General features: G+C 46.7%; 28 protein-coding genes. 12 read left to right on the plus strand and 16 right to left on the minus strand.

The genetic code is table 11. From position 1 onward, the window contains the following. Nucleotides 1-2 precede the first annotated feature (2 nt). The 4 genes from H9L42_RS09530 to H9L42_RS09545 are packed head-to-tail and all read right to left on the minus strand — an operon-like array spanning nucleotide 3 to nucleotide 2,862. Entirely contained in the window at nucleotides 3-806 is an 804-nt protein-coding gene (locus H9L42_RS09530) for an adenosylcobinamide-GDP ribazoletransferase (protein ID WP_187303175.1), read from the minus strand. 12 nt (nucleotides 807-818) lie between these two features. Next, nucleotides 819-1,349: a bifunctional adenosylcobinamide kinase/adenosylcobinamide-phosphate guanylyltransferase gene (locus H9L42_RS09535; RefSeq protein WP_187303176.1), complete on the minus strand. Its 531-nt coding sequence runs from the start codon at nucleotides 1,347-1,349 to the stop codon at nucleotides 819-821. Next, nucleotides 1,349-2,464 carry a nicotinate-nucleotide--dimethylbenzimidazole phosphoribosyltransferase gene (cobT, locus tag H9L42_RS09540; protein ID WP_187303177.1) on the minus strand — a complete coding sequence of 372 codons (1,116 nt, stop codon included), beginning with the start codon at nucleotides 2,462-2,464 and terminating at the stop codon, nucleotides 1,349-1,351. The genes H9L42_RS09535 and cobT overlap by 1 nt, the downstream gene beginning before the upstream one ends. Beyond that, a complete protein-coding gene (locus H9L42_RS09545; RefSeq protein WP_187303178.1) occupies nucleotides 2,461-2,862 on the minus strand; it encodes a hypothetical protein in 402 nt (133 codons plus the stop codon). The genes cobT and H9L42_RS09545 overlap by 4 nt, the downstream gene beginning before the upstream one ends. A gap of 185 nt (nucleotides 2,863-3,047) precedes the next feature. Between H9L42_RS09545 and H9L42_RS09550 the strand changes: the two genes are divergently transcribed. From H9L42_RS09550 to H9L42_RS09580, 7 genes are all read left to right on the plus strand, one after another. Beyond that, a complete protein-coding gene (locus H9L42_RS09550) occupies nucleotides 3,048-3,977 on the plus strand; it encodes a DMT family transporter (RefSeq protein WP_187303179.1) in 930 nt (309 codons plus the stop codon). Nucleotides 3,978-3,990: 13 nt separating this feature from the next. Then, the gene (locus H9L42_RS09555) at nucleotides 3,991-4,554 is read left to right on the plus strand and encodes an HDIG domain-containing metalloprotein (RefSeq protein ID WP_187303180.1); all 564 of its coding nucleotides are present in this window, start codon (nucleotides 3,991-3,993) and stop codon (nucleotides 4,552-4,554) included. Next, nucleotides 4,544-5,356: an ATP-dependent sacrificial sulfur transferase LarE gene (gene larE / locus H9L42_RS09560; protein ID WP_187303181.1), complete on the plus strand. Its 813-nt coding sequence runs from the start codon at nucleotides 4,544-4,546 to the stop codon at nucleotides 5,354-5,356. Before H9L42_RS09555 ends, larE begins: the two co-directional genes overlap by 11 nt. A gap of 12 nt (nucleotides 5,357-5,368) precedes the next feature. Continuing rightward, nucleotides 5,369-5,755 carry a MazG family protein gene (locus H9L42_RS09565; RefSeq protein WP_187303182.1) on the plus strand — a complete coding sequence of 129 codons (387 nt, stop codon included), beginning with the start codon at nucleotides 5,369-5,371 and terminating at the stop codon, nucleotides 5,753-5,755. Between the two features lie 68 nt (nucleotides 5,756-5,823). Continuing rightward, nucleotides 5,824-6,213, plus strand: a complete 390-nt coding sequence (locus H9L42_RS09570; protein ID WP_187303183.1) for a putative ABC transporter permease — start codon at nucleotides 5,824-5,826, stop codon at nucleotides 6,211-6,213. A 189-nt stretch (nucleotides 6,214-6,402) separates the two neighbouring features. Continuing rightward, entirely contained in the window at nucleotides 6,403-7,965 is a 1,563-nt protein-coding gene (locus H9L42_RS09575) for a phosphohexomutase domain-containing protein (RefSeq protein WP_187303184.1), read from the plus strand. 11 nt (nucleotides 7,966-7,976) lie between these two features. Beyond that, nucleotides 7,977-8,648: an NAD(P)H-hydrate epimerase gene (locus tag H9L42_RS09580; RefSeq protein WP_187303185.1), complete on the plus strand. Its 672-nt coding sequence runs from the start codon at nucleotides 7,977-7,979 to the stop codon at nucleotides 8,646-8,648. 60 nt (nucleotides 8,649-8,708) lie between these two features. Here the strand turns inward: H9L42_RS09580 and H9L42_RS09585 are convergent, their stop codons facing one another. The 12 genes from H9L42_RS09585 to rpsF form a co-directional block, all read right to left on the minus strand. Beyond that, nucleotides 8,709-9,464 (minus strand): exodeoxyribonuclease III, encoded by a 756-nt coding sequence (locus H9L42_RS09585; protein WP_187303186.1) that lies wholly within the window; start codon nucleotides 9,462-9,464, stop codon nucleotides 8,709-8,711. Nucleotides 9,465-9,482: 18 nt separating this feature from the next. Further along, nucleotides 9,483-10,340: an anthrax toxin lethal factor-related metalloendopeptidase gene (locus tag H9L42_RS09590; protein ID WP_187303187.1), complete on the minus strand. Its 858-nt coding sequence runs from the start codon at nucleotides 10,338-10,340 to the stop codon at nucleotides 9,483-9,485. 191 nt (nucleotides 10,341-10,531) lie between these two features. Beyond that, complete coding sequence (locus H9L42_RS09595) at nucleotides 10,532-11,971, minus strand: M23 family metallopeptidase (RefSeq protein WP_187303188.1); 1,440 nt, start codon at nucleotides 11,969-11,971, stop codon at nucleotides 10,532-10,534. After that, nucleotides 11,944-13,236 (minus strand): DnaD domain protein, encoded by a 1,293-nt coding sequence (locus tag H9L42_RS09600; RefSeq protein WP_187303189.1) that lies wholly within the window; start codon nucleotides 13,234-13,236, stop codon nucleotides 11,944-11,946. Before H9L42_RS09600 ends, H9L42_RS09595 begins: the two co-directional genes overlap by 28 nt. Further along, a complete protein-coding gene (locus H9L42_RS09605) occupies nucleotides 13,220-13,426 on the minus strand; it encodes a DUF1858 domain-containing protein (RefSeq protein WP_187303190.1) in 207 nt (68 codons plus the stop codon). The genes H9L42_RS09600 and H9L42_RS09605 overlap by 17 nt, the downstream gene beginning before the upstream one ends. 2 nt (nucleotides 13,427-13,428) lie before the next feature. Next, nucleotides 13,429-14,754: a replicative DNA helicase gene (gene dnaB, locus H9L42_RS09610; RefSeq protein WP_187303191.1), complete on the minus strand. Its 1,326-nt coding sequence runs from the start codon at nucleotides 14,752-14,754 to the stop codon at nucleotides 13,429-13,431. 18 nt (nucleotides 14,755-14,772) lie between these two features. Next, a complete protein-coding gene (gene rplI, locus H9L42_RS09615; protein WP_187303192.1) occupies nucleotides 14,773-15,216 on the minus strand; it encodes a 50S ribosomal protein L9 in 444 nt (147 codons plus the stop codon). A 26-nt stretch (nucleotides 15,217-15,242) separates the two neighbouring features. After that, nucleotides 15,243-16,997 carry a DHH family phosphoesterase gene (locus H9L42_RS09620; protein ID WP_187303193.1) on the minus strand — a complete coding sequence of 585 codons (1,755 nt, stop codon included), beginning with the start codon at nucleotides 16,995-16,997 and terminating at the stop codon, nucleotides 15,243-15,245. Between the two features lie 30 nt (nucleotides 16,998-17,027). Next, nucleotides 17,028-17,762: a DUF2232 domain-containing protein gene (locus H9L42_RS09625; RefSeq protein ID WP_187303194.1), complete on the minus strand. Its 735-nt coding sequence runs from the start codon at nucleotides 17,760-17,762 to the stop codon at nucleotides 17,028-17,030. 269 nt (nucleotides 17,763-18,031) lie between these two features. Beyond that, nucleotides 18,032-18,262, minus strand: a complete 231-nt coding sequence (gene rpsR / locus H9L42_RS09630) for a 30S ribosomal protein S18 (protein WP_187303195.1) — start codon at nucleotides 18,260-18,262, stop codon at nucleotides 18,032-18,034. Nucleotides 18,263-18,280: 18 nt separating this feature from the next. Next, nucleotides 18,281-18,703: a single-stranded DNA-binding protein gene (locus H9L42_RS09635; protein WP_187303196.1), complete on the minus strand. Its 423-nt coding sequence runs from the start codon at nucleotides 18,701-18,703 to the stop codon at nucleotides 18,281-18,283. Nucleotides 18,704-18,715: 12 nt separating this feature from the next. Continuing rightward, nucleotides 18,716-19,003 (minus strand): 30S ribosomal protein S6, encoded by a 288-nt coding sequence (gene rpsF / locus H9L42_RS09640; protein WP_187303197.1) that lies wholly within the window; start codon nucleotides 19,001-19,003, stop codon nucleotides 18,716-18,718. Nucleotides 19,004-19,233: 230 nt separating this feature from the next. Here rpsF and H9L42_RS09645 point away from each other — a divergent pair, with 230 nt between their 5' ends. The 5 genes from H9L42_RS09645 to glgD all read left to right on the plus strand — a co-directional run bounded on the left by H9L42_RS09645 (nucleotide 19,234) and on the right by glgD (nucleotide 26,456). After that, nucleotides 19,234-19,626, plus strand: a complete 393-nt coding sequence (locus H9L42_RS09645; protein WP_187303198.1) for a helix-turn-helix domain-containing protein — start codon at nucleotides 19,234-19,236, stop codon at nucleotides 19,624-19,626. 161 nt (nucleotides 19,627-19,787) lie between these two features. Next, nucleotides 19,788-21,695 (plus strand): 1,4-alpha-glucan branching protein GlgB, encoded by a 1,908-nt coding sequence (gene glgB / locus H9L42_RS09650; protein WP_187303199.1) that lies wholly within the window; start codon nucleotides 19,788-19,790, stop codon nucleotides 21,693-21,695. Nucleotides 21,696-21,725: 30 nt separating this feature from the next. Continuing rightward, nucleotides 21,726-24,143, plus strand: coding sequence for a glycogen/starch/alpha-glucan phosphorylase (locus tag H9L42_RS09655; RefSeq protein ID WP_187303200.1), 2,418 nt, complete (start codon nucleotides 21,726-21,728; stop codon nucleotides 24,141-24,143). A 50-nt stretch (nucleotides 24,144-24,193) separates the two neighbouring features. Continuing rightward, the gene (locus H9L42_RS09660; RefSeq protein ID WP_207734956.1) at nucleotides 24,194-25,360 is read left to right on the plus strand and encodes a glucose-1-phosphate adenylyltransferase; all 1,167 of its coding nucleotides are present in this window, start codon (nucleotides 24,194-24,196) and stop codon (nucleotides 25,358-25,360) included. Then, entirely contained in the window at nucleotides 25,353-26,456 is a 1,104-nt protein-coding gene (glgD, locus tag H9L42_RS09665) for a glucose-1-phosphate adenylyltransferase subunit GlgD (protein WP_187303201.1), read from the plus strand. The genes H9L42_RS09660 and glgD overlap by 8 nt, the downstream gene beginning before the upstream one ends. The last annotated feature ends 6 nt before the right edge of the window (nucleotides 26,457-26,462 follow it).

Raw genomic sequence — 26,462 nt, forward strand, 5'->3', positions numbered from 1 at the left:
ATCTATATTACCGCAAGGGCGAATACTGCCGCAAGTTCGCTCCACACCAGCATAAATCCGGCAATATCACCACTCATTCCTCCTAACTGTTTTCTCGCGTAAATACCGCTTAAAAGCGATGCCGCAAATTGCGCTCCGATCATAACCAGCGCGGATTTCATAAATACCGCCGCGCCTGCTTCACCCGCCCGAGAGGCCGCGAAAGCGCCGGCGATCACAAGAAGCAATGCTGCCAGCAGCCATATGGCGCCGTTACAAATCCGAAAGCCCCTGTTTTTTTGCGGATGAAAAGACGGCTCATACTGGCTGGTGGAAAGGGGCCTGCGCCCCATGACCGAATCTGCCGACATTGCCCTGGAAAAGACCGGAATTCCCATCAGGCACCAGGAAATCCACAAAGCGCCCTCTTCCACGATTGCCCACATTCCGGAAAATACCATCATAAAAAGAAGTACGACTGTGATAACCGCGAAGGCGCCCACCCGGGAATCCTTCAGAATACGCTGCCTTTCCTCCAGAGGCCTTCTGGATAAAATGGCGTCATTACAGTCCATAAACCCATCAAGATGAATAAATCCGCTCACAACAAACGGATACGCCGTCAGCAGCGCCGCGGATACCGGAACCGGCAGTTCTAAAAAAAGCACTGCCCAAAACAACGCGCTCCATAAAAGTCCCATCATCAGACCGATAATCGGAAACATTACGAGCATATGAGTTCTCGCTTTTTCATCCCATTTTTTGCAGGGGCACGGAATCGCGCAGAAATTTCCCCATGCCATAAAAAAACCTGTTACTGTTTTCATTTCCGCCCCCTTCTACTTAAAAAAGTACCGGTTTCCATAACATACTTCCACCACCTGATCGCATACCTGGGCCAGCGCTCTGTCACACAAGGCAAGGCCCTTTCGATACGCTTCGGTCAGAGAATCGTACCGCAGCGCGTCCGAATAGATAAAGTCCGATACGAACACCGTACTCCCTGTCCGCCGGGCAAAGGTCCTGAGTTCTTCACAAACTCTTGCCGGAGCTTCCAGATCTGCCTCTCCGGAAGGGAGAAACATCTCATTTGACAAGAGGGCCGTCACACTGTCCAATAGAAAAACGCCCTCCGGCTCTCCCTTTTCCAACGCGCCGCAGATATTCCGCCCCTGTTCAATGGTTGTAAACCCCCAGCCATCCCGCTCGGCCAGATGCCTCTTTATCCTGGCTCTGTCCTCGTCATCCGCAGGGATCATGGTCGCCAGATAATACAGAGGCACGCCCTTTTCCTCTGCCTGTTTTTTCGCTTCCTCCTGAGCAAAAAAAGATTTGCCGTTTTTGCAGCCGCCGCTGATAAACAGATTCATTAAAAACAATCTCCTTTACGGATTTCTTCCAGATAATCGTCATTAATCTCCGCCTCCGCGAAGGTTGCCATACGGTTCATCACGCCGCAGGCTCCTTCCATAATTTTAAAGGCCAGAGGACATCCGCTGCCTTCTCCCAGGCGCATTTTCATATGCAGATACGGCGTCAGCCCCAGAGCCTCAATCGCCAGATTATATCCCTGTTCGTAAGACTTATGGGACGCGAACATATAACTTTTGCAGGCCGGCGCAAGCTCTGCCGCTGTCAGCGCCGCCACCGCGGATATGTACCCGTCGATCACAACCGGAATTCTGTGAATCGCCGCTCCGATAAAGGCTCCCGCCATAGCCGCGATATCAAAACCTCCCACCTGGGAAAGAATTGTCAGAATATCCTTTCCGCCGCATTTTTCTAATGCTTTGTCTACAATTTCTTTTTTGCGGGCAAAGCTGCTGTCCACGACACCTCCGCCTTTTCCTACCGTTTTCGCGGCGGGCTGACCGGTAACAGCGGATAAAATGGCCGCGCTTGTGGTGGTGTTTCCAATTCCCATCTCACCGATCCCGAACACGCTGTATCCGCCTGCCTTTACCGCCTCTGCCATTTCAAGGCCGATTTCAATCGCTCTGAGAGCCTGCTCCCGGCTCATGGCATCTTCCTTTGCCAGGTTCTTCGTTCCGTCCGCGATTCTGCGGTTTACAATTTTATGTGTATCGGAGAAAGGTTCCTCTGTGTAAAGCCCTTCCGGCACCTTACCGTTGATCCCCACGTCTACGATCAGAAGGTCGCTGTCAAAGCTCTCTGCCAAAGCTCCGACTCCGGTCAGTCTTCTGGTAAAATTGATGGTCTGAGCCAAGGTAACGCTCTGAGGAGCGGAGGCGATATTTTCCTCCACTACGCCGTTATCCGCGCACATCACCACTACACAGTGCTTTTTGATCTCATTTTTCACCGAACCGGTGATTCCAGCCATCTGTATGGAAATATCCTCTAAAAGCCCCAGGCTCCCCGGCGGTTTTGCCAGAGCATCCTGCCGGACCTTTGCCTCCTCCATCGCTTTTTCATCCAGAGGTTTTATCTGAAGAATCCGCTCTTGTAATTCCTGTACTGTCATTTTAAATAACCCTCCTTGTCCAGCCATTCCTGCGACTTTTCATGATGCCATTGCTTATAGTAAATCCGCGGCACATAGCCGGAATGGACCACCATTTTCTCAATTCCATACACACCTTTCGCCAGATGGTATGCCTGCTCATATCGTTTATAAGCAATTCTCTGTATCTGCGGATCAATTGCTGCCGGATACAACTCGTTGAACGGAGCATGAAAGATCAGCCGCGGACTGCCCGCAGCTTCCAGCTCTCGGGCGACCTGCTCCCTGGTTTTCTCAAAGAGCGGTTCGTCCATATTCGCTGCCATACAGTAATAATCCAGTTCCAGACCGATCCCGTACGCTTTTGCCAAGTCCGGCGCATTCTGCGAAACGCTGGCGATATAAAGCCTGTCTTTCATCCGTTTTCCTCATTTTCAAAATATTTTCACATACGGGATCATTTTAACATAGCAAAGAATGGAAGTACAGATTCCAAATATGATAATATTAGATTTCGTCAACTTTACAATCCGCCGCTTCCTCTTGCAACTTTCCGTGAAACTCGGTAGAATAAATACAGCTTTAGTGGAAAGGGGACGGTTTTATGGGCAAAAAACTGCAAGGTACTATGATGCTGCTTTTGACAGCGTTAATCTGGGGATCATCCTTCGTCGCGCAGCGCGCGGGCATGGAGTATATCGGCCCTTTCACCTTTAACGGAATTCGTTCTTTGATTGGCGGACTGGTTTTAATTCCTGTCATTTTTCTCTTTTCCAAAAATAAAACAGCGCAGGAGAAAAAAGAGGAACTGACGGAAGATGAAAAAAAGGCGGGGAAGAAAACACTGCTGCTGGGCGGGATCTTATGCGGAATTGTTCTGTTTGCGGCCAGTTCTCTGCAGCAAATCGGCATGGTATATACCACCGCCGGCAAAGCCGGATTTATCACGGCTCTTTATATCGTACTGGTTCCGATTCTTGGAGTTTTTATCCGAAAAAAAGTAAAGCCCATTGTCTGGCTATGCGTCATACTTGCTGTCGCCGGTCTGTATCTGCTGTGTATGACGGATGGCCTTTCCCTGGGCCAGGGCGATCTGTTGGTGCTGCTTTGCGCCTTTGCCTTTTCCATCCACATTCTGGTGATCGATTATTTCGCACCAAGAACTGATGGCGTAGCATTATCCTGCATCCAGTTCTTTGTCTGCGGGATTCTCTCCCTCTTTCCTATGTTTCTGGCGGAAACGCCGGTCTGGTCCGCGATTCTGGACTGTTGGATTCCGATTTTATATGCCGGAGTTCTTTCCTGCGGCGTCGCTTATACGCTGCAGATTCTTGCTCAGAAACATACCGATCCGACTGTAGCGTCTCTGCTGCTGAGCCTGGAATCGGTCTTCGCCGCCATCGCAGGCGCGATTATCCTGCATGAGCAGCTTGCTCCCAGAGAGCTCGCAGGATGCGTTCTCATGTTCGCGGCCATTATTATCGCGCAGCTGCCGTCTAAAACAGAACGGGAAGCCGCAGAAGACTCAAAATAAGGAGGTACGCTTTATGATTACAAGAGAAGATGCACTTACTCTGCTGAAACAATATAACAAGGAGGATTTTCATATTCGGCACGGGCTTACAGTGGAAGCGGTTATGCGCTATTTCGCCGAAAAATACGGATATGATCCGGAATATTGGGGACTTGTCGGTCTGCTCCATGATATTGATTTTGAAATGTATCCCGAGGAACACTGCCAGAAAGCTCCGGAACTGTTAAAGGACGCGGGACTGGACGATGATTTTATCCGTTCCGTATGTTCCCATGGCTATGGTCTGTGCAGCGATATCCAGCCGGAACACCAAATGGAAAAAATTCTCTTCGCCGTCGACGAGCTGACCGGGCTGATCGGAGCCTACGCTCTGATGCGCCCTTCCAAAAGCGTTCAGGGCATGGAGATAAAATCTCTGAAAAAGAAATTTAAAGACAAGAAATTTGCCGCGGGCTGTTCCCGCGACGTCATCCGCCAGGGAGCCGAAATGCTGGGATGGGAACTGGATGAACTGTTTGGAGAAACCATTTGCGCCATGCAGCAGAGCGAACAGCAGGTGAACGAATATGGAGTATAGAGAGAAACTGCAGGATCTGGAACGCCGACTTAGAGAATATGGGGAGGTTGCCGTTTCCTTTTCCGGCGGAGTTGACAGCACCTTCCTCCTGCTGTTTGCCAAAAAAGTGCTGGGAGAAAACGTGTCTGCCGTTACGATTTCCGCGCCTAATTTTGCTCCGGACGAAATCCGGTATGCCCAAGAGCTCTGCAAAAAGGAAGGGATTCGCCATTTTGTCCTGGAGCTGGGAGAGGAAATTTTTTCCGCCTTTTCCCATAACCCGCCGGATCGCTGTTATATTTGTAAAAAAACCCTTTTTGGGAAAGTGGTAGACGAGATGCGTGCGCAGCTGCCAGAGGCGGTAGTCGCGGACGGTACCAATCTGGACGATGTTTCCGACTACCGGCCCGGGCGAAAGGCGCTGGAAGAGCTTTCAATCGCCAGTCCGCTGAAGGAAGCGGGGCTGACAAAAAAAGAAGTCCGCAGAGGGTTGAAGGAACTGGGAGGCGATATCTGGGACAAGCCCGCCTTTGCCTGTCTCGCTTCGCGTATTCCTTACGGAGAGACCATTACGAAAGAAAAACTGACGGCAATCTACCGGGCGGAATCTCTCCTGCAGGATCTGGGATTTCGTCAGGTTCGGGTGCGCCACCACGGAACGCTGGCAAGAATTGAGGTGCTGCCTGAGGCCCGCGGCGATTTCTTTGATCTCGGGCTTATGGATCTGGTAAATGAGCGGCTGAAGGAATTCGGTTTTTTATATGTAACTTTGGATCTGGCCGGCTACCGCATGGGAAGTCTGAATGAGGAAATTGAAGAATAAGAGGTTATGAAAATGGAAAAATTTGATGAATTTGTCGCGACCATCGCCGCGCTGCGCAGTGAAAACGGCTGTCCCTGGGACAGAAAACAGACTCATGAAAGCCTGAAAGAATGTCTGGTAGAGGAAACCGGCGAAGTCCTGGAGGCGATTGATAAAAAGGACGACGCCAACCTGTGTGAAGAGCTGGGGGATGTCCTGCTGCAGGTGGTTATGCACGCTCAGATCGCTGCCGAAGAGGGACGTTTCACCATTGAAGACGTTATCAACGGAGTCAATGAAAAAATGATCCGCCGCCACCCCCATGTTTTCGGCGATATAAAAGTTTCTTCCGTAGAAGAGGGGCTGGATCTGTGGGAACAGATTAAACAGAAAGAAAAAGAAGCAAAATCCGGCAAATAAGCGATTTTATTTTACAGTTGAAAAATAATACCACGGTTATTTACTTCAGCGCCGCAGATAATAAGAGTATGAATGTAATAATTTTTTTAATTGGTTCTTTGGGATATGGCGCACTGGAACTTTTGTTCCGCGGTTATACCCATTGGACCATGACGCTGACCGGCGGAGCCTGTCTTCTGACTTTATACTATCTGGAGCGACCATTCCACGAGACGCCTATTTTAATCAAAGCCGCGGGAGGGGCACTCATTATTACGCTTTATGAATTTTCTGTGGGCCTAATCGTGAATTTATGGTACGGATGGAATGTATGGAACTATTCCCTGCTTCCCGGAAATATTCTGGGACAAATTTGCCCGCTGTTTACTCTTCTCTGGTTCCTGCTCTGCCTGACCCTTGCCTTTGTTTCCAAAGGCCTGAAAAAAGTCTCCGCAAAAGCGGAGCATTCCAGCACTTAAGTCCGGAATCCACAATTGATTCCGGGTTTTTACTTTTACTGTTATATAATTGCCTTCCTTCTTTTCTTAATTAAAAAATCTCTTTCATAACACACAATTTTCTTTTATAATAATTTTAGAATACGCAAGTTTTAAATGTATGATAAATCCATAAGATAAAGACAGCATTTACGTATAAGGAGAAGAAAAATGTCTGAGTTCAATTATAAAAAACTACAAAACGGCAGTGATATCCGCGGAATTTCCCTTACCGGAGTTCCCGGAGAGCTTCCCAACCTTACGGATGCGGAAGCCCTGCGACTGGCAAAAGGCTATCTTTTATGGCTGCGTAACAAAACCGGAAAATCCCCTGAGGATCTGACTATTTCCATTGGACATGATCCCCGCCTTTCCGCAAAGCTGCTTAAACATGGTCTTATTATGGGGCTGGGGCCTTATGGGGTACGAATTCTGGATGCGGGCCTCGCTTCTACCCCTGCTATGTTTATGTCCACCATCTTTGCTGAATATCAATGCGATGGGGCCATTATGATTACCGCCAGTCACCTTCCCTATAATCGGAACGGGTTTAAATTCTTTGATAGAAACGGGGGCCTTAACAAAGGTGATATCACCCAAATTATTGAAGCTGCTCAGTCTGACGAAAAATTAAAAGCATTAGGAAAAGCCCGTTTTACAGACCGGGAATTTCTGGATTTTGGAAAGAAAACATATCCAACCGAGGAAATTGAATTGATAGATACCTATTGCCTTCATCTTCGTACTCTTATTCAGAAAAATGTAAATCACCCACAACATTTTGAAAAGCCTCTGAGCGGGCTGAAAATCGTTGTGGACGCGGGCAATGGCAGCGGCGGGTTTTACGCCAAGAAAGTCCTGGCGCCTCTGGGGGCAGATATCAGTAAAAGCCAGTATCTTGAACCTGATGGAGATTTTCCTAATCACGCGCCCAATCCGGAAGATCGGGAAGCTATGGAATCTGCAGCGTTGCAAACCCTCAGCAGTGGCGCCGATCTGGGTCTCATCTTTGATACCGATGTCGACCGCTCAGCAGCCGTCGATCATCGAGGCAGGGAAATTGCCCGTAACGGGATCGTAGCTTTAGCAGCAGCCTTGATTGCGGAAGATCACCCTGGAAGTACAGTTGTTACAGACAGCATTACCAGCGATCATCTGACCGTATTTCTTGAGCAGAATCTGGGGCTAAAACATCTGCGCTTTAAACGTGGATATAAGAATGTCATCAATAAAGCCATTGAATTAAATGAAGAAGGCACCGACTGCCAGCTTGCCATCGAAACTTCCGGACACGCGGCTCTGAAGGAAAATTATTTCCTCGATGACGGCGCTTATCTGGCAACAAAAATCGTAATCAAAACCGCCCAGCTCGCTCTGGAGGGAAAAACTCTGGACAGTCTGATTTCTGATTTGAGAGAGCCCGCTGAGGCTGTTGAAATCCGAATTCCTATCCAGACTTCAGAATTTGGCCCTTACGGGGACAAGATTCTTCAAAATCTGGTCCAATTCGCAGAGGAAAGCCCGGATATGACCGTTGTAACACCGAATTATGAGGGTGTGAGGATTGCCTTTGAGGAAGGCTGGTGCCTCCTGCGGAAGTCCCTTCACGATCCGATTCTTCCCTTGAATATTGAATCAGAAAAAGAAGGCGGCTGCCGGAAAATTTCGGATAAGCTATATGCTTTCCTTTCAGACTATGATCGCTTGGATCTCTCTCCTTTTGAAGGATGTTAGGAGGACTATCTATGATGAAATTTGTTACCTGCGGACAGATGAAAATTTTGGAAAAACGCGCGGACGCCTCCGGCCTCTCATACTACCAGATGATGGAAAATGCCGGAACTTCCGCCTTTGAAATCATCTGCTCCAAATATGAATCATCCATTGGCGATACCAAGGTTCTTCTTTTCTGCGGAAAGGGTAATAACGGAGGAGACGGCTTCGTTGTAGCAAGAAAACTGCTGGAGGCCGGTTCCGATGTTTCTCTTGTTCTTGTTGATGGTAAGCCTGCATCGAAGGATGCAATTACCAATTTTCAATTAATCGAGGACAAATTGCCGATTATCGATATGACTGTCACGGAGTCGCCCTTTATGGATATCCCCGGCAGACAGGATATCCTCATTGACGCCATCTATGGAACGGGGTTTCATGGAAAACTGCGGCCTAACGCACTGAAAGCCGCCGCTTTCATCAATCAGTTTAAGAAAAAATCTCTCATCTGCTCCCTGGATATTCCCTCTGGCCTGAGCGGAGACGCGACGAATTTTTCTCAGATTGACGCCAATGCTGTGGAGGCGGACATCACCATTACCTTCCACAATAAAAAGCCGATCCACCTTCAGCCCTTTGCTCGCCCTTATTGCGGCGAAACCGCTATCGTGGATATCGGAATTGACGAGGAGTCTTTATGGTAAATCTTCACATGTAAAAAGCGGAGTTCCCGATTGAATTTCCGGAACTCCGTTTTTCTTTTTTTAAATCCTCAAGGTAAGCGTCACAGGGCAATGATCACTTCCCATAATATTCGTTAAAATCTCCGCGTCTTCCAGCTTCTGTTCCAGTTTTCTGGAAACGAGGAAATAATCGATCCGCCACCCTGCGTTATTTTTACGGGCATTAAACCGATAACTCCACCAGGAATAGATTCCTTCCACGTCCGGGTAGAAATAGCGAAAACTGTCGATAAATCCCGCATCCTGGAGCAAGGTCATTTTTTCCCGCTCTTCCGGAGTGAACCCCGCGTTCTTCACATTGGTTTTCGGGTTCTTCAAATCGATCTCTTTATGAGCAACGTTCATATCTCCGCATATAATCACCGGCTTCTTTGCATCCAACTCGCAGACATACCTGCGGAAATTCTCTTCCCAGTCCATTCGGTAATCCAGACGTTTCAACTCATTCTGAGAGTTGGGCACATAAACATTTACCAGATAAAAGGATTCATATTCGGCTGTAATGACCCGCCCTTCATGATCATGAACATCCACACCGATTCCATAGGAAACAGACTGCGGCTCTTTTTTAGTAAAAAGCGCGGTTCCTGAATAGCCCTTCTTTTCAGCGGAACACCAGTATTGAAAATATCCTTCCGTCGGAACTTCCGCCTGCCCCTCCTGCATTTTCGTCTCCTGAATACAGAAGATATCCGCGTCCAGCTCTTTCAGCACCTCGAGAAATCCCTTACCCATACAGGCGCGGATTCCATTTACATTCCAGGATATTAATTTCATTATGATTTCTCCCACAAATTAAAATTCGTCTACCTTCTCTTTTACATACGCGTACGTACGTGGGCGTTCCTTTTTCAGCTTTGATGGATTTTCCGTATAGTTTTTAAAGGATTCGGCAAAATACTCTCCCGCGCTTTGGGTCGCGTAAGCTTTATTGCTGGCAGTGTAGGCATTTTTCTCATCCTTATAAATATCTTTGAATTCCTCCGTGCTTTCCGCGCGTCCTGTTTTAAAGGATACAAAATGCCCCATCTCATGATAAATAACAGAGCTTGCCGATTTCAACTCAATCGTCTTTGTCGCTGAGCGGAACACACCTGAATAGCTGACTTTTGGATTGACAATTACCTTATAGCCTCCGTCTTCAAAAGCCGCCAGGATCTCATCTTTAATTTTCGGAGCGATGTCGCGAATCTTTACTTCTCCTCCGGTGGCGGTTGTCGTCTGCGTAGTAGTCGTTGTTCTTGTTGTTGTCTTTACTGTAGTTTTGATTCTTTGTATTTTTGATTTCTTTTTTGTAATGGTCTTCGTTGTCGTTACCACCGTCTTCTGAGTTTTGATTGTTTTGTTTCCTGATTTTTTTGTAGAAGAAGACCGTTTTGTCTTCTTTTTCGTCTTTGTCTTGCTTTTCTTCGCTTTTTTGTTCAGCTTCTTCTTTTTCGTATATTTTTTTACATTCGTCTTCGTTGTCGTCTTAGAAACAGTCGCCGCGAGAGGCGGCATCTCATCTTCAATAATCACAACTTGTCCGTCCGTGATACAGTCCGGCCCAGACTCTGTCCCTTCATTGGGATTCGCGATACAAAGAGCGACCATAGCGATCAGAACCAACGCAATACACCCTTTTATCAGAAATTCTTTTTTTGCTGAACTCATAGCCGCATCCCCTCCTCTTCATTTCTATTTTCATTTTATACTTCTGCCTTACTGCCGTCAATAAAAAACAAAGCACTCCCCGCAGAATTCAGTCAAGTTTCAATGTGATCCGTATCCATGTAACCTTTCAGGGCATAGAAAACGGGTCCCATTTTAGGAACCCGTTTTTCCCGCTTACTTCAGTCCGGGGTTTATGGCAGATATTCCATAGGATCCTGAGGTACGCCATCTACCCGAATTTCAAAATGACAGTGAGGACCTGTGCTTCGTCCTGTACTTCCAACCTCCGCGATATGATATCCCTGATATACTTTATCGCCTTCTTCTACGAGCAGCTCTGAGTTATGCGCGTAATAAGTCTCCATTCCGTTCTGATGGTCGATAATTACCAGATATCCGAAAGTACCTTTGTATCCCGCGAATGTAACGGTTCCACCGTCCGCCGCTACAACATCCGTACCTGTCGGACACGCCAAATCCACGCCATTATGATTTCTGCCCCAACGCGGCCCAAACGGGGATGAAAGTCTGTAGTTCTCTACCGGATAGATATATTCTCCGGATCCAATCGTTGGCGGCCGTTCTTTCGTACCTACCAGAATCACTTCTGTTGTTGGCTCTTTTTCTACTTTTTCGACTAGCGGAACCTTTGTGGATTCTTTCCCATTGCTTGTTTCCACCCTTGCCGTAATTACTTTTGTTCCCTTTTTTCCCTTTGTCTTTACTTTTGTTTCGCCTTCGTAAAGCTTATCCGTCTTTTCTTCTTTTGTTTCATAGTCAATATCTTCTTCATAGGTAACCAGTTCGGACGCTTTATAAGTAACAACCGGCGCTTCTTCCTTCAGCTGAATTTCGCTTCCCACCTCCAGCTTTTTGGGGTTGACATCCGGATTCAGCTCCAGGATTTCTTCTTCTGACATCCCATATTCTTTTGACAGATCGGAGAGTGTTTCTCCCTTCATCACGACATGGGAAGTTTCCACTACCGCTCCGGTCTGAATGGCTTCCTTAGCGGCGTCTTCTTCCTGCAGATTATCCAAATTGGTGTTTACCTCTTTAATCTCTACGTCCTCTACAAATTTTGAGTCTTCTACTACGACATTCTTGCCTTCGCTTGTGTATTCGTCTTTAATCGCGCTAAGTACGTTCTCTGCCGACTCTTTACTCTCAAGAGTAGCGGCCTGCTTTCCATTAACTGTAATACTGTAGGCTTTCACATTGACGTCCCCTACATAAGTGAGACGTTTTAAAACCTCCTCCGAGGAATCAATATGTACATCATCACCCATAGCGGCTACTCTCTTAAAAGTAATATCATCTTTTTTATCGATTACAACTTCGATATTTTTTTCCTCCGTCAGCGCGTTTTGCACCAGATCGGTAATCTTCAGAACATCTTCCTTATCCTTTACAACTCCCAGGACCTTCCCATTATAGGAATACTCATAAGCCATATAGTGATTAACAATTCCAATCAAGCCCAGAGTCGCTACCGTAAAAATCGCAAAGGACGCAAGGAGCATAATCCTATATCGATCCGCGAATTTCTTAAATCGCACAAACTTACCATTTTCGTTCTTATTCAGTTTTCCAAAAAGTTTTTTTACTGTTTTGCTGAATTTTTCTTCCATAGTTCCGCCTCTTTCGCACGCAGGACGTAGCACTCACAGCGCCCGCCTTCGTCGTTAGTTCCGGTATCCTTACAAATTTTGCACTTGTAATGTATATCCATATAGTCCACTTCAAAGTCATGATCCGTTAACAGTGCTGCCCTCTCTCTATTTAACTTCTCAATTCTACTCTGCAGATTTTTAACGTCCTTCTCCTTATCCGCCCGACCGGAAAGATATACTTTCGATATGTTCATTCTGTAAGAATTCATCGCATCTTCCAGCTCCCGAACTCTCGGGATCTTCTGATAGACTTCTTTTTTACGCGCTTCCGCCTCCTCTTCTTCCGTCTTTCTCAGATAGCTGTAATATTGCTGAACCGTGGCAGCAGAGACACCCTTCTGCCCTCCTCCCACGGGATTTCCGCTCTTTTCTTCATACCAGCTAGTCAAAATTTTGTTAACATAGTTGATACTTGGATTTGGTATCCCACTGGTCTTGCCACAGGCTTCCAGAACTTTATCCATGGAAAATCCCATGTGGTCAAACCATCTGTCCATAATACGCATTTCCTCTTCGGTCGCGTTTCTCATAAATCCCAGCGCTTTATACACTCTTCTGTAACGCGCGTGCTTTTCATCCATCTGCTTCAGATAGTCTTCTACAGCCAGTACGTCCAGAAGGCCCCGCTCCACCCACTGTCTGACAACCGCGGCGATATACCGCACATTGTCCTTTTCCTTTGCCTTACAGTAGGAATAAGCATATACCACAATCTCCGGGGTGGCGCCGTAGTCTTGAATCCAAGAAACAATTTCCATCATCTCTGTCCCGTTTAGCGCTCTCCCTGTGATTCTTTCAATTGATTTATACATGCTCTGGATCTTTTTATTCGACAGAAGATCCTTTGTGTTCCGGTCCTCCTGCTTCTGCTTTTCTTTTTTCTGTTCGGATTTCTGTTTTCCATACAGCATCCTCTTCAGGCTTACAAATTCTAAGTCATACTCCGCTTTGCCTTCTGCGGCGGCATTTTTTCTTTCCTTTCGAATCACACCCATACTTTCCCAATAGGTCCAGGCTTTTTCTACATCTTCGACTTTCATGGAAAGTTGACGAGCGATCATGTCATTGTCCAAAGATTCTCTCACCCCTGCGTACATCAGCGCGAAAAGATATACTTTTACAAAATCTCCCGGCGCAGACGCCATGTATTCATTTATGAAGATGTTTTCCACATCCGTATCAAGCAGGTAGTATTCTTTTATTTCCTCACGCCTGAAATTCATTTGCTTTGTTCAAATCCTCAAGTAATTTTTTCAGGTCAACATCATGCCCTTCCGCGGCGTCCGCAAGCGTCTCCGCGTTGCTGCCCGGACACCCCATGCAGTTCATACCGTGGGCGATAAAAATCTCTTCCAGCTGTGGATTGATATCCAGAATATCACAAACCAGCATTTCTCTGGTAATTTTCTTCATAGCTACCTCCCAATACTGCTCTTGTCGGCAAACCTTGTATATTTTCCAAGCCATGTTACGTCTACTGTCCCGGTAGGGCCGCTTCTATGCTTGGCGACAATAACTTCACATTCTCCCGGTTTATCGGTATCTTCATTATAATATTCATCCCGGTAAAGGAAAATAACGATATCCGCGTCCTGTTCGATGGATCCGGATTCTCTCAAATCTGCCAGCATCGGTCTGTGATTCGGCCTTTGTTCAGGCGCCCGCGACAGCTGAGAAAGTACAATAACCGGACAATCCAGTTCTCTGGCAAGCAGCTTGAGACTTCGTGAAAGCGCGGAAATCTCCTGTGTTCTGCTGTCGGTTTTCTTCCCTTCCATATTCATCAGCTGAAGATAGTCAATTACAATCAGATCCAGACCCCTCTCCGCCTTCAGGCGTCTGCATTTGTTCTTCATCTCCATAATGCTGATTCCCGGCGTATCATCAATGTTGATATCCGCTTTCGAAAGAACATCCAATGCCATATTAATCTGGTCCCAGTCTGTCCGTTCCAGGTTTCCGGTTTTCAGACTCTGCATATCAATTCGGGATTCCATGGAAAGGAGCCGCTGCCCAAGCTGTTCCTTCGACATCTCCATGCTGAAAATCATTACGCTGGCGCCGCCTTTGACTGCCGCCTGCTGCGCGACACTGAGAGCAAACGCCGTTTTCCCCATCGCCGGTCTGGCTGCCAGGATAATCAAATCTGAACGCTGCAGCCCGGAAGTCATCTGATCCAAATCCCGAAATCCGGTTGTAAGTCCCGTCAGATTTCCATCAAGCTGAGATACTTTGTCGATAATATTGATGTTCTCCAACAATACATCTTTTATATGTGTAAAATCGCTCTTCTGCCCCTTTTGCGCAATTTCGAAGATCTCTTTTTCCGCAAAGTCCAGAATCGCGTTGGTTTCCATGTTTTCTTCATAGCTTTTTTGAACGATATCATCTGCCGTCTCTATGAGCCTGCGCAGTGAGGCTTTCTGAGATACAATTTTCGCGTACTCCGCCGCGTTCGATGTAGACGGTACATCGGCAGCCAGCGCCGCGATATAGGCTCGTCCTCCTACCATTTCCAGAGAGTTCCTTCTTTTAATCTCCTCAGAAACAGTAAGGGTATCCACCGGAGAACTTTTTCGGTAAAGTTCCTTGATGGATCTGAAAATTTCTTTATGTATTTCGCTGTAAAAGTCATCCTCCGTCAGGAGTTCCACAACATCAAACAGCGCGTCTTTACTCAGAAGCGCGGATCCCAACACAGATCGTTCGGCTTCATCATTGTGAGGAGGGATACGTTCCATAAGAATCTGCTCCTCGCATTAAACGGTCACTTTTACTTTCAGTTCCGCCACCACATCGGTATAGAGTTTAATCGGAACGACAAACTCGCCAGTCTGTTTAATTGGGTTAGCCAGCTCGACTTTTTTCTTGTCGATCTTTATCTGATGCTGATCTTCAAGCGCCTGCGCGATGTCTTTCGATGTGATGGATCCAAACAATCTGCCACCTTCTCCACCCTTTGTTTTAATTTCAATGGCAAGATCGCTGATTCTTTTCGCGTTCGCTTCTGCCGCAGCCTTTTGTTCCGCTCTCTTTTCCGCAGCAATCTCCTGCTGCTTTTTCAGGTTCTTTATATTTCCTTCTGTCGCTTCTTTGGCGATTCCTCTTGGGATCAGCATGTTTCTCGCGTATCCGTCGCTTACTTTTACAACGTCTCCTGCTTTTCCCGTTCCTTTTAAATCTTTCTGTAATATTACTATCATTTATTTTACCCTCCTAATGTGATAGGTTAAAGAAATTCCTTTAAAATCACCTTCAATTGCTCCAGCGTTTCTTCCGGCGACATATCCACCTGCGCGCCGGCTGTATTGAGATGCCCGCCGCCGCCCAATTTTTCCATAATAATCTGGACATTAATATCTCCTAAAGATCGCGCGCTTACCACGGTCTCTCCCCGATCGTTTTTTCCGGCAACAAAAGACGCTCGGATTCCCTGAACGGTCAGCAGTTCATCTGCTACCTGAGAATTTACAATCTGCGCGTTGGGGTTTTCACCCTGGCAAACCGACATAGCGATTCCATCATCCAGGAATTCAGCGCCCGCGATACATTTTGCCCGGATTTTAAAGCTTTCCATATCCGATTGGAAATACCGCTTTACAACGGCAGTATCCGCTCCGCATCTGCGCAGCCAGGAAGCCGCCTCAAAAGTACGGACCCCTGTCTTTACCGCGAACCGATTTGTATCAACCGTAATACCTGCCAGCAGCGCTTCCGCGTCCATTTTACTCAGAGTCTTTTTTTCCTCCGAATATTGTATAATCTCTGTAACCAGTTCAGCCGTGGAGGACGCGTAAGGCTCCATATAGGAAAGGATCATATGCGAGATCGCTTCCTCCGCCTTCCTATGGTGATCAATTACCACGATTTTATCCGAGCTGAGAAGTTCCGGACATTCTACAAGGCTTGGCCTGTGAGTGTCCAGCACAACTACCAGCGTGTCCTCATCACAGAGGGCAACAGCTTTTTCCGAATTGATAAAACTGTAAGCCTCAGTCTCCTTCGCTGCCTGATAAATAGCTGCCAGCGCTTCGTTGTAGCTGTTGATAACAATATGCGCTTCCTTTTTGCTGCTGACCGCGATTCGATAAATTCCCAGCGATGCGCCAAAGCAGTCCATATCCGGATTCCGATGGCCCATGATAATTACACGGGATGACTGGGCAATCAGCTGTTTGAGCGCGTGAGCGATTACTCTGGACTTTCCTTTATTCCGCTTTTCTACAGCCTGGGTTTTTCCGCCATAATATTCAATCTGCCGCGCGCTTTTAACAACTGCCTGATCACCGCCCCTTCCCAGCGCGATGTCCAGAGCGTCGGTCGCGAACTGATCGGTCTGCAGCAGCGATTCACCTCCAACACCAATTCCGATACTAAGTGTTACAGGGAAGTCCGATTCGGTTTCTAACTGCCGGATTTCATCCAGTACAGGGAACTTTGTTTCGACCATTTTTTCATAATGCTTATAGGCAAAAATCATAAGGTACAAATGATCTTTGTAATGGGTGACAGACGCGTCCATCTTAGCGCCCCAGCTGCGTACAACCTTGTCAATCTCTGTTGCCAATAGCATCTGCGCGTCTTCCCCTGTGCTGGAAGTCAATTCATCAAAATTATCTACATTTACTACTGCCATGCAGCAGCGTTCCTGACGGCGCTGCTCTTTGATCGTTTCATAGTCGGTAACATCAAAAAAGTACATGACAATACTGGCCAGCTCTCCTTCTCCAATAAAAGATGTAAGGATTTTAAAAACCTTCTCATTTCGAGAAAGGATAAGCGGTCTTCCTTCTCCGGTCGCTTCCCGGATATCTAAATATTTAATGCCGGTCAGGGTAAAAACATCCGCTCCCTGAATTCCATCATAGATGAACACCTCGTCGATCTTGTCACTTGCCCTCGCAACCTTTCCCTGCGGGTTCAAGATACAAAGAGGCACCGGTGAATATGCACAAAGCAGTTTTTCAATTCGAGTTACGTACATGCAGTTCCTATCTCCTGTCCCTGTTAAAAGTTACCTCATCCGCTGTTTCATCCTGAAAATCACATCCGCGAGCCCCAGAATCATGAGAAGCAGCTTTCCGATACCGAAAAACAGCAGGAAGATGATTATAATAACAACGATTATCTTGGGTACTCCTCTTTTATAGCAAAGCATAAAAATAACGGACATCCCCTGCAGGCTGAAAGCAAAATCAAACAATGCGTTTATGTTGGCAGCCAGCATTTGACCCGGCAACGCTTCAAAATTCGTAAGAAGCCAAGACAGGAGATAAAGTCCCACCCAAGCAATTACGATATTTCTGGGGAGATTAAACTCCCTGAATCTGTCCATGCGGATCGCCGGTTCGCCATTTATCTTTATGAGCCTGCTCAATATCAAATATTCTGTATACGCGCCTGCCGCTGCAAAAATCGCGATTGTGGAAGGAAGCAGCTCCGCAGCCTGTTCATATATTTGTTGCAAAAGCTCAGCTCGCTGATTTTCCGACAATTCCGCTCCAAGGAAATTCGCTACATTCGGATCTCCTGCCAGGCTCTCCGCCATATAGCGGATATTCTCCTGGAATTGAGAGAATATGCTGTGGCCCGCGGCAGAAGCTAGAATCATGATGAAAAGCGCTCCGCTTATCCCTCCAATTGCTCCCTCTACAACAACCCGGTACGGAGACATTTTCTTTTTCATCAGCCCTGCCATAACGGGAATTGGAATCAGCAATGCTGTAAAAAACATGAATGACAGATACATGAACCGTTCCTTCCTGCGGCTATACCGTCCTAAAAGGTTTGCGACTATTATACCATAGTTTTGCCTGCTTGTCTGCCCCTAGATGTTGTGCTGAACTTGTGTCAATGTACAACAACGCCCAGAGACCACAGCTCCCAAACCAGGATTTTCCGATAAAGAAAGCGGAAACACCGTTTTAACGATATTTCCTACATTATAAAAAAGGATCAGTCTGTGTTTTACATCTGATCCCTTTGAAATTTGGATTTTCTGTGGCTGCGCCAGCCAATTTAGTCTGCTGTATACGGCAACAGCGCTACAATTCTTGCTCTTTTAATCGCTCTTGTCACTTCTCTTTGATGAATCGCGCAAGTTCCGGTGATTCTCTTCGGGAGAATCTTTCCTCTTTCTGTTACATATTTCTTCAGTTTTTCAACATCTTTATAATCAATCGTCTCTGTCTTATCCGCACAGAACTGGCAGACTTTCTTTCTTCTCATGCCACCGCGTCTTTTTTCCATGACATAATCTCCTTTCCTTTAGAATGGGATATCTTCGTCTTCAATGGCCTGGAACCCGTCGGGAATTCCCATATCCTCTTTCTGAGAGGATTGAGCCGCCGGTCTCTCGCTTCTTTCATTGCGATCGCCCCAGTCTAAAAATTCTACATTGTTGGCAACAACTTCCGTTGTATAAACCGTATCGCCGTTTTTATTGGTATACCTCCCAGTCTGAATTCTGCCCTGTATGCCTACCAGTCTTCCCTTTCTCAAAAAACGTTCGCAGTTTTCAGCCTGTTTGCCGAAAACAACAACATTGGGGAAATCTGTCTGCTTTTCTCCGCCGGAGCGAACGGGCCGATCGATGGCAACGCTGAATCTGGCAACAGCCATCTGTGTTTCAGAAGTATACCTTACTTCAGGGTCTCTGGTTAATCTTCCGATCAGCACCACGTTATTCATATTTGCACCCCTTTATTTCTCATCTTTATTGATGATCATATGTCTCATTACATTGTCTGAGATTTTCAGTCTTCTGTCCAACTCTTTCGGCAGAGACGGGCTCGCTTTGAACTCTACAACAACATAGTACCCTTCGTTCTTCTTCTGAATCGGATACGCGAGCTTTCTCAGACCCCACACATCGACTTTGGAAACTTCACCGTCAGCATTGATGATCTGCTGAACGGTCTCAACAGTCGCCTCTTTTTTGTCATCTTCCAAAATCGGGTCAATAATGAACATAACCTCATAATTTGTCATTCGTTTCACCTCCCTATGGACTAAATGGCGCCAACCCTTCTGTCGGCGCAGAGAACATTGAAAAATTACAATGCCTTTCTATTATACACTAGTTTTTACAAAAATCAAGAACAAAACAAAAAAAGATCATGCACCCTTACAGCTGTGTTTTTTATCTATGTTCCTGAAAATTTCGATTGTTTCATCGCCTTAAATTGGCGGCACCTTATGGACGACAGGGAGGGCATATTATGGAAATCCATGAATATCTGAGATTCACCAGAAATCTGGTAGTTTTAAGAAAGGCATCCGGGCTGAGTCAGGAGGCAATTGCTTCCGCGATCGGTATATGCCGAGCTTCATACAGTCAACTGGAGCAAGGTCTTCGCCAGCCGGATCTAAACATCCTTTTTTCTATTTCTGATTTCTACCATATCGCGCCGGACGCATTGATCTCCTGCGATATCCAGGAGCTTCTGCAAAAATTTTTTACCCAACAGAATCCAGGAAAGGAAGAGTCACGGCTTCTAAAGCTTTACAAACGACTTTCTGAAAGTTCAAAAGGCCGCCTTCTGGAACGAGCTGAGGAACTGGCCCAACTGGAAATCCTTAAAAAAAAGCAGATTCTGCAGACGGAACACTAAGTCTGCGGATTTTTTTTTATAAATCCTAAATTTCGCTTTATGTTAATATCAGGTTAATACTATGTTATTTCTTTACTTTCTGCAATAAAAATCTCTTATTTATGGTATAATATAATAATAACTGGAAAACGTCTCTTTACGGGAAGAAAGAAGGTGTCTCCTTGGCAGAATACGGGCATTTGACAGAAAAAGAAATCACTCTTTTCCATCAGGGAAAAGATTTCCGGTGTTATCGGAAGTTTGGCGCTCACGCACAAGGGGGAAAAGGGTTTCACTTCGCCCTCTGGGCTCCCCGCGTAAAAAGTGTGCATGTAATCGGGGAATTTGATGGCTGGCGGGATGGCATTCCTATGGCTTGCGTGGATCTTCCGGGAGGATCGCAAAGCGATATCTGGACCTGTTTTGTACCGGGAGCAATCGATGGAATGCTCTATAAGTTTCGGATTGAAACTCTTTCCGGCGAGGTGCTTTATAAGGCGGATCCTTTTGCTTTCTTTGCGGAAAAACGACCGGGCACCGCTTCCAGACTGGCAGGTCCCAACACACTGAAACACCGCTGGAACGATGAAGAATGGATCAAACAGAGAAAATCAGAGTCACATTTTAAAAAACCCATGAATATATATGAAGTTCACCTGGGTTCCTGGAAACAGCATGGAAAAAACGCGGAGGATCCGGTTTTTTTCTCCTACCGTGAGCTTGCCAAAGAACTTACCTCTTATGTAAAAGATATGGGCTACACTTATGTGGAACTGATGCCGGTTATGGAACACCCTTTTGATGGATCCTGGGGCTATCAAACTACCGGATACTACGCTCCTACCAGCCGTTATGGTTTGCCCAAAGACTTTAAATATCTGATTGACTGTTTCCATCAGGCAGGGATTGGTGTTATCCTGGACTGGGTTCCGGGCCACTTTTGCCGGGACGCTCATGGGCTCTGCCGGTTCAACGGGTCTGAGCTTTTTGAATCCGAAGAACATGTAGAGTGGGGAACCTATAAATTTGATTATAGCCGCCCGGAAGTCCGCAGTTTTCTCATTAGCAACGCGATTTTCTGGCTGGAAGAATACCATGTCGACGGCATACGGGTAGACGGAGTCAGCAGCATGCTCTATCTGAATTATGGAATTGACGATCCTGCGCAGAAGCGCTTTAATCACAAAGGCGGCGAGGAAGATCTGGTGGCTCAGGCATTCCTTCAGGAGCTTAATGAAGTAATTGGCAGACTCCATCCCGATGTATTCACGGTTGCCGAGGAAAGCACCGCCTGGCCCCTGGTCACTTACCCTCCGGAAGAAGGAGGGCTCGGCTTTCACTACAAATGGGATATGGGATGGATGAACGATACGCTCCGATACTGCGCGCTGGACTTTCCCTTCCGCGACGGGAGCCATCAGCTTTTGACTTTTTCCATGATGTACGCCTTTAATGAGAATTTTATTCTGCCCCTTTCTCACGATGAAGTCGTTCATGGAAAATGCTCGCTGATTCAGCGGATGCCAGGGGATTATTGGAGGCAGTTCGCAGGGCTGCGGCTCCTTCTGATGTATCAGATGTGCCACAGCGGAGGCAAGCTGAATTTCATGGGAAACGAGATCGGTCAGTTTATCGAGTGGCGGTTTTATGAAGGTCTGGAATGGTTCCTTTTGGATTACGACGCTCACGCCCGGCATCAAAAATTTGTGAAAGCTATGAATCATTTCTATTTAAACACACCGTCCCTGTGGCAGCAGAATTATGACTGGTCCGGCTATCAGTGGCTGGATGCCGATAATCGGGATCAGAGTATCCTGCTCTTTAAGCGTCAGGGAAAAAAAGAAGATGATTTTACCATTATCCTGCTTAACTTCCAGCCGGACACCTATAAAGAATATAAGATAGGGGTTCCCGCGGCAGGCGCTTACCGGGAAATTTTCAACTCAGACCGGGAGGAATTCGGCGGCAGCAATCATATCAACCCGCAGCCGCTGAAAACAAAAAAAGGAGTTTATCACGGACAGGAGCAATATATTGAAATCATCGTTCCGCCTATCGGCGCAGTGATTTTTGCTCCAACGCTTACCTAGAAATACCAGATATAGGAGGGATTGAGATTTATGTTTGCAGGAAAAGAGGATTTTAAAAAACAGTACAAAGCGGAATTTATGGAAACCATAGCAAGACCCTTTGAAGAATGTACCAAGAGGGAAAAGTACGAGGTTCTTGCGAAAATGATTTGCAGTCGCGCGGCAAAGCTTCATACTGAGACGAAGCTGGGCTATGATAAACGGCGCGCAAAACGTGTCTACTACTTTTCAATGGAATTTCTGTTGGGGAGACTTTTAGATAACTATCTGATTAACCTTGGAGTAGAGGATACCGTGCGGGAAGGGCTCGCGGATCTGGGAGAAAATTTAGATGAGTTGCTTTCCATGGAACCAGATCCGGGACTTGGAAATGGAGGTCTGGGAAGGCTTGCCGCTTGTTTCTTAGATTCCATGGCGTTTCTAGGCATTGCCGGATTCGGCATGGGCGCGCGTTATCGGTTCGGACTTTTTAAGCAAAAAATCAGAGACAATCAGCAGGAAGAAGAACCGGATCCGTGGCTGAGCAACGGATATCCGTGGGAAATTCGCAGATCCGACTGCGCGGCAGAGGTGCATTTTGGCGGCAGCGTAAACCGCCGCTATGAAAATGGAAAGATCTATTTTGATCATGTGGGTTATCAGACCGTTATGGCGATTCCCTATGATGTTCCTATTGTTGGATACGGCGGAAAAAACGTCAATATGCTGCGGCTCTGGCAGGCGGAGCCCGCGGAAGAAAAAATCAATCTGGACGCTTTCTGCCGGGGCCAGTACAGCGAAGCTTTCCGCGAACGGGATGAAATTGAGGCCATTACCGCTATCCTTTACCCAGACGACAGTACTCTGGCAGGCAGGGAGCTGCGTCTGAAACAGGAGTATTTCCTCGTAGCTGCCGGAATCGCCTCCATTATTAAAAATTACAAATTTACTTATGGCGCTGACAACTGGGCAAAATTTCCGGAAAAAGTAGCGATCCATACCAACGATACCCATCCTGCTCTTTGTGTGCCGGAACTGATCCGGGTACTTTTGGATCAGGAGCATCTGGAATGGGATGAAGCTTGGGAGATCACAGTGAAGACCATGTCCTTCACCAATCATACCGTTATGCCGGAGGCCTTGGAGAGATGGCCTATTGATCTGATGCAGCGTCTGCTGCCCCGAGTATATATGATTATTGAAGAAATCGACCGCCGATATCGGGAAAACTTTGATCACAGCCAGCCGGACTGTCAGAGAAAGCTTCAGTCCACAGCGATTTTATGGGACGGACAGGTTCATATGGCCAACCTGTCCATCATCGGCAGCCATTCTGTAAACGGTGTGGCCGCGATCCATACAGAAATCCTGGAGCATGATGTTTTCAAAGATTTTTATCAAGATATGCCTCAGCGGTTTAACAATAAGACAAACGGGATCAGCCACAGAAGATTTTTACTGGAAGCCAACCCGGAACTGGGAAGGCAAATTTCCATGGCTATCGGAAACAGCTGGCTTTTCGACACCTATCAATTAAAAAATCTTCTTCGATATAAAGAAGATCCCGATTTTCTGAAAACCCTTCGGAAGATCAAATATGAAAATAAATGCAGACTTGCCTGGTATATCGAAAGGGAAAATGGGATTTCCATTAATCCGGATTCCATTTTTGATGTGCAGGTCAAACGAATTCACGCATACAAGCGTCAGCTTTTGAATATATTTAAGGTGATGTATCTTTATAACAAAATAAAAAAGGATCCGGATGCGGAGATTCCGCCATGTACCTTTATTTTCTCAGGGAAAGCGGCCCAGAGCTACGACTTTGCCAAAGAAGTAATCCGCCTTATCAACACGGTAGCGGATGTGGTCAACAATGACGCTTCCATCGGCGGGAAGCTGAAAGTAGTTTTCCTGGAGAATTTCAGCGTCAGCCTGGGGCAGCTCATCTATCCTGCGGCGGATATCAGCGAGCAGATTTCTACAGCAGGAAAAGAGGCCAGTGGTACCGGCAACATGAAATTTATGTTCAACGGCGCAGTTACCCTGGGTACCATGGACGGAGCCAATGTAGAGATCCATGAACTTGTAGGCAAGGACAATATCTTTATTTTCGGACTTTCTTCCGAACAGGTAGAAGATTATTATCGAAAGAACAATTACCACTCCTCTCAGCTGTGCGAGGAAGATCCAGAGCTGAAAGAAATCACGGATCAACTGATCAACGGATTTTTTAAAGATAACGGAGAAGAATTCTGGAGTATTCACGACGCGTTAATCCGATATAACGATGAATATTTTGTTTTAAAAGATTTCCGCGACTATCTGCGGGCCTGGCAGGAAACGGTCCAGGCCTGGCAGGAAACAGAACGCTGGACCCGCATATCGCTTACAAATATTGCTCTGGCCGGCCATTTTAGCAGCGACCGGACTATTTCCCAGTACGCGGAGGAAATCTGGCACGTTTAAAAACAGGAAACTGTTTGAAATATAACGTTCTTTTACAAAGGAGGATTATCATGAGGCAGCAAGAATGTGTAGCAATGCTGCTCGCAGGCGGTCAGGGAAGCCGCTTGGGTGCGCTCACAAAGAAAATTGCCAAACCCGCCGTCGCTTTTGGAGGCAAATACCGAATTATCGATTTTAGCCTTTCCAACTGCACGAATTCCAACATTAACACAGTAGGTGTACTGACTCAGTACAAACCTCTGCTACTTAACTCTTACATTAGTACAGGCGCGGCTTGGGATCTGGATGACGCCTACGGCGGAGTATTTCTTCTGCCTCCCTACGCGACGGAAACCGGAGGCCAGTGGTACCAGGGGACTGCGGACGCAATCTTTCAGAATATTGACTTTATTGACAACTACGATCCTCAGTATGTCCTGGTTATTTCCGGCGATCACCTCTACAAAATGGATTACAGCCTGATGCTGGACTTCCATAAAAAAAATGACGCGGATCTGACGATTTCCGTCATGGAGGTTCCATGGGAGGATGCCAGCAGATTTGGAATTCTGACAGCGGATGACACCGGAAGGATCAGCAAATTTTCGGAAAAACCGAAAAACCCGGACAGCAATCTAGCGTCTATGGGGATCTATATCTTTAGCTGGCCGGTTCTGAAAGAAGCTTTGCTGAAAGACAGCCTCAATTCATCTTCCGACCATGATTTCGGAAAAAACGTGATTCCCATGCTGCTGGGAGAAGGCAAAAAACTTTACGCCTACACCTTCACCGGTTACTGGAAAGACGTCGGAACCATCGACAGCTACTACAACACGAATATGGAGTTGCTTAATCCGGATTCTCCATTTAATATCTTCGAGGAAAATATGCGGGTTTTTAGTAATTCCAATATCTATCCACCCCATTACATCGGTCCGGACGCAGTTGTGGAAAACTCTCTGGTCTGCAATGGATGCCGTGTCCGCGGAGAAATCCATCACTCCATCCTCAGTTTTGACGTACACATCGAAGATGGAGCCCGCGTTACCGATTCCATCCTGCTGCCAGGCGCTAAAATCGGGAAAAACGCGCGTATTTTCCGTTCCATTATCGGGGAACAGTCCGTTATTGGGGAAGACACGGTCTTAGGCTCCCCTGATTCGCAGGAAATCACCGTCATTGGAGATAATGAAACCATTGCGGCGTCCCAGATAAAAGGAGGTGTTTCCCATGAATAAAGCCATCGGCCTTATCACAACCAATTATGCCAATGAAAACTTCGGAAAGCTGGCGGAATCCCGTCCTGTCGCCACGGTGCCTTTCGGCGGAAGATATCGGTTGGTAGATTTTCCCCTATCCAATATGGTACATTCGGGGATCCGCTGTGTGGGAATCACCACTGCCCATTCCTACCGTTCCCTCATCGATCATCTGGGTTCTGGAAAAGAATGGTCTTTGGACCGAAAAAGCGGAGGCCTATTCCTGCTTCCCGGTTCGATTTACGGAATGAAGCGGTTTGAGGGGAAATTTCTGCTGCGTGACTTTATCCAGAATCGACCGTACTTAAAACGAGCTAAGGAGGATGTGGTAGTTGTCAGCGCCAGCAACAAAATCTATAATATGGATTTTACTCCCCTGCTGGATCAGCATTTCGCCTCTGGAGCGCAGGTAACCCTCGTATACAAGGAAATCGCCGACGCTCATATGAAACGCGGACCTTTCCTGGAGCTTGACTGCAGTGGAAAACTACGGAGCATTCAAAGAGAAAGCGCTGGAAACGCGGCTTGGTTTTTAGACTGCTTTGTAATTAATATTTCTGATTTCCTGGCCCTTATGGACTGGTATGAAACCATGGATTACATCGATATGACTGAAATTTTCAGCGAAAACATTACGAATATGAAAATCGATTCTTACCGGTTCGACGGCTATGTGGGCGCGGTAGACAGCTCTTACGATTATATGCGGTGCTCTATGGATCTTTTGAAGCGGGAAATCCGCAGCGAGCTGTTTGATTCTAAGCGCCAGATTTTTACGAAAGTACAGGATGCTCCGCCTTCTAAATACCTGTCGGGATCGCGCGTGTCCAACTCCTTTATTTCCAGCGGATGCGTTATTGAGGGTACAGTAGAAAACAGTATTCTGTTCCGCAGTGTGGAAATCGGAAAAGGCGCGGTTATTAAAAACAGCATCATCATGCAGCGCGGTAAAATTCTTCCGGGCGCGGTTCTGGATAATGTAATCTGCGATAAATTCGTGCGAATAAGCGAGGACAGCCGTCTGAGCGGCAATCGGTACACGCCGCTTGTAATTGGAAAAAGCGAGCAAATCTAAATTGGG

The sequence above is a fragment of the Zhenpiania hominis genome (genome assembly GCF_014333425.1).
Taxonomy (GTDB): Bacteria; Bacillota; Clostridia; order Peptostreptococcales; family Anaerovoracaceae; genus Hominibacterium; species Hominibacterium hominis.

What these genes read in the sequence shown, in the direction of transcription:
- rplI (WP_187303192.1), bottom strand. Translation starts at nt 15,216, where the DNA reads ATGATAGTAATATTACAGAAAGATTTAAAAGGAACGGGAAAAGCAGGA.
- H9L42_RS09585 (WP_187303186.1), bottom strand. Translation starts at nt 9,464, where the DNA reads ATGAAATTAATATCCTGGAATGTAAATGGAATCCGCGCCTGTATGGGT.
- H9L42_RS09530 (WP_187303175.1), bottom strand. Translation starts at nt 806, where the DNA reads ATGAAAACAGTAACAGGTTTTTTTATGGCATGGGGAAATTTCTGCGCG.
- H9L42_RS09625 (WP_187303194.1), bottom strand. Translation starts at nt 17,762, where the DNA reads ATGTATCTGTCATTCATGTTTTTTACAGCATTGCTGATTCCAATTCCC.
- H9L42_RS09635 (WP_187303196.1), bottom strand. Translation starts at nt 18,703, where the DNA reads ATGAATAACGTGGTGCTGATCGGAAGATTAACCAGAGACCCTGAAGTA.
- H9L42_RS09555 (WP_187303180.1), top strand. Translation starts at nt 3,991, where the DNA reads ATGATTACAAGAGAAGATGCACTTACTCTGCTGAAACAATATAACAAG.
- H9L42_RS09535 (WP_187303176.1), bottom strand. Translation starts at nt 1,349, where the DNA reads ATGAATCTGTTTATCAGCGGCGGCTGCAAAAACGGCAAATCTTTTTTT.
- glgD (WP_187303201.1), top strand. Translation starts at nt 25,353, where the DNA reads ATGAATAAAGCCATCGGCCTTATCACAACCAATTATGCCAATGAAAAC.
- H9L42_RS09655 (WP_187303200.1), top strand. Translation starts at nt 21,726, where the DNA reads ATGTTTGCAGGAAAAGAGGATTTTAAAAAACAGTACAAAGCGGAATTT.
- H9L42_RS09565 (WP_187303182.1), top strand. Translation starts at nt 5,369, where the DNA reads ATGGAAAAATTTGATGAATTTGTCGCGACCATCGCCGCGCTGCGCAGT.
- H9L42_RS09580 (WP_187303185.1), top strand. Translation starts at nt 7,977, where the DNA reads ATGATGAAATTTGTTACCTGCGGACAGATGAAAATTTTGGAAAAACGC.
- H9L42_RS09600 (WP_187303189.1), bottom strand. Translation starts at nt 13,236, where the DNA reads ATGAATTTCAGGCGTGAGGAAATAAAAGAATACTACCTGCTTGATACG.
- cobT (WP_187303177.1), bottom strand. Translation starts at nt 2,464, where the DNA reads ATGACAGTACAGGAATTACAAGAGCGGATTCTTCAGATAAAACCTCTG.
- dnaB (WP_187303191.1), bottom strand. Translation starts at nt 14,754, where the DNA reads ATGGAACGTATCCCTCCTCACAATGATGAAGCCGAACGATCTGTGTTG.
- H9L42_RS09595 (WP_187303188.1), bottom strand. Translation starts at nt 11,971, where the DNA reads ATGGAAGAAAAATTCAGCAAAACAGTAAAAAAACTTTTTGGAAAACTG.
- H9L42_RS09620 (WP_187303193.1), bottom strand. Translation starts at nt 16,997, where the DNA reads ATGTACGTAACTCGAATTGAAAAACTGCTTTGTGCATATTCACCGGTG.
- H9L42_RS09570 (WP_187303183.1), top strand. Translation starts at nt 5,824, where the DNA reads ATGAATGTAATAATTTTTTTAATTGGTTCTTTGGGATATGGCGCACTG.
- rpsF (WP_187303197.1), bottom strand. Translation starts at nt 19,003, where the DNA reads ATGACAAATTATGAGGTTATGTTCATTATTGACCCGATTTTGGAAGAT.
- H9L42_RS09590 (WP_187303187.1), bottom strand. Translation starts at nt 10,340, where the DNA reads ATGAGTTCAGCAAAAAAAGAATTTCTGATAAAAGGGTGTATTGCGTTG.
- H9L42_RS09550 (WP_187303179.1), top strand. Translation starts at nt 3,048, where the DNA reads ATGGGCAAAAAACTGCAAGGTACTATGATGCTGCTTTTGACAGCGTTA.
- rpsR (WP_187303195.1), bottom strand. Translation starts at nt 18,262, where the DNA reads ATGGAAAAAAGACGCGGTGGCATGAGAAGAAAGAAAGTCTGCCAGTTC.
- H9L42_RS09660 (WP_207734956.1), top strand. Translation starts at nt 24,194, where the DNA reads ATGAGGCAGCAAGAATGTGTAGCAATGCTGCTCGCAGGCGGTCAGGGA.
- H9L42_RS09545 (WP_187303178.1), bottom strand. Translation starts at nt 2,862, where the DNA reads ATGAAAGACAGGCTTTATATCGCCAGCGTTTCGCAGAATGCGCCGGAC.
- H9L42_RS09575 (WP_187303184.1), top strand. Translation starts at nt 6,403, where the DNA reads ATGTCTGAGTTCAATTATAAAAAACTACAAAACGGCAGTGATATCCGC.
- larE (WP_187303181.1), top strand. Translation starts at nt 4,544, where the DNA reads ATGGAGTATAGAGAGAAACTGCAGGATCTGGAACGCCGACTTAGAGAA.
- H9L42_RS09605 (WP_187303190.1), bottom strand. Translation starts at nt 13,426, where the DNA reads ATGAAGAAAATTACCAGAGAAATGCTGGTTTGTGATATTCTGGATATC.
- H9L42_RS09645 (WP_187303198.1), top strand. Translation starts at nt 19,234, where the DNA reads ATGGAAATCCATGAATATCTGAGATTCACCAGAAATCTGGTAGTTTTA.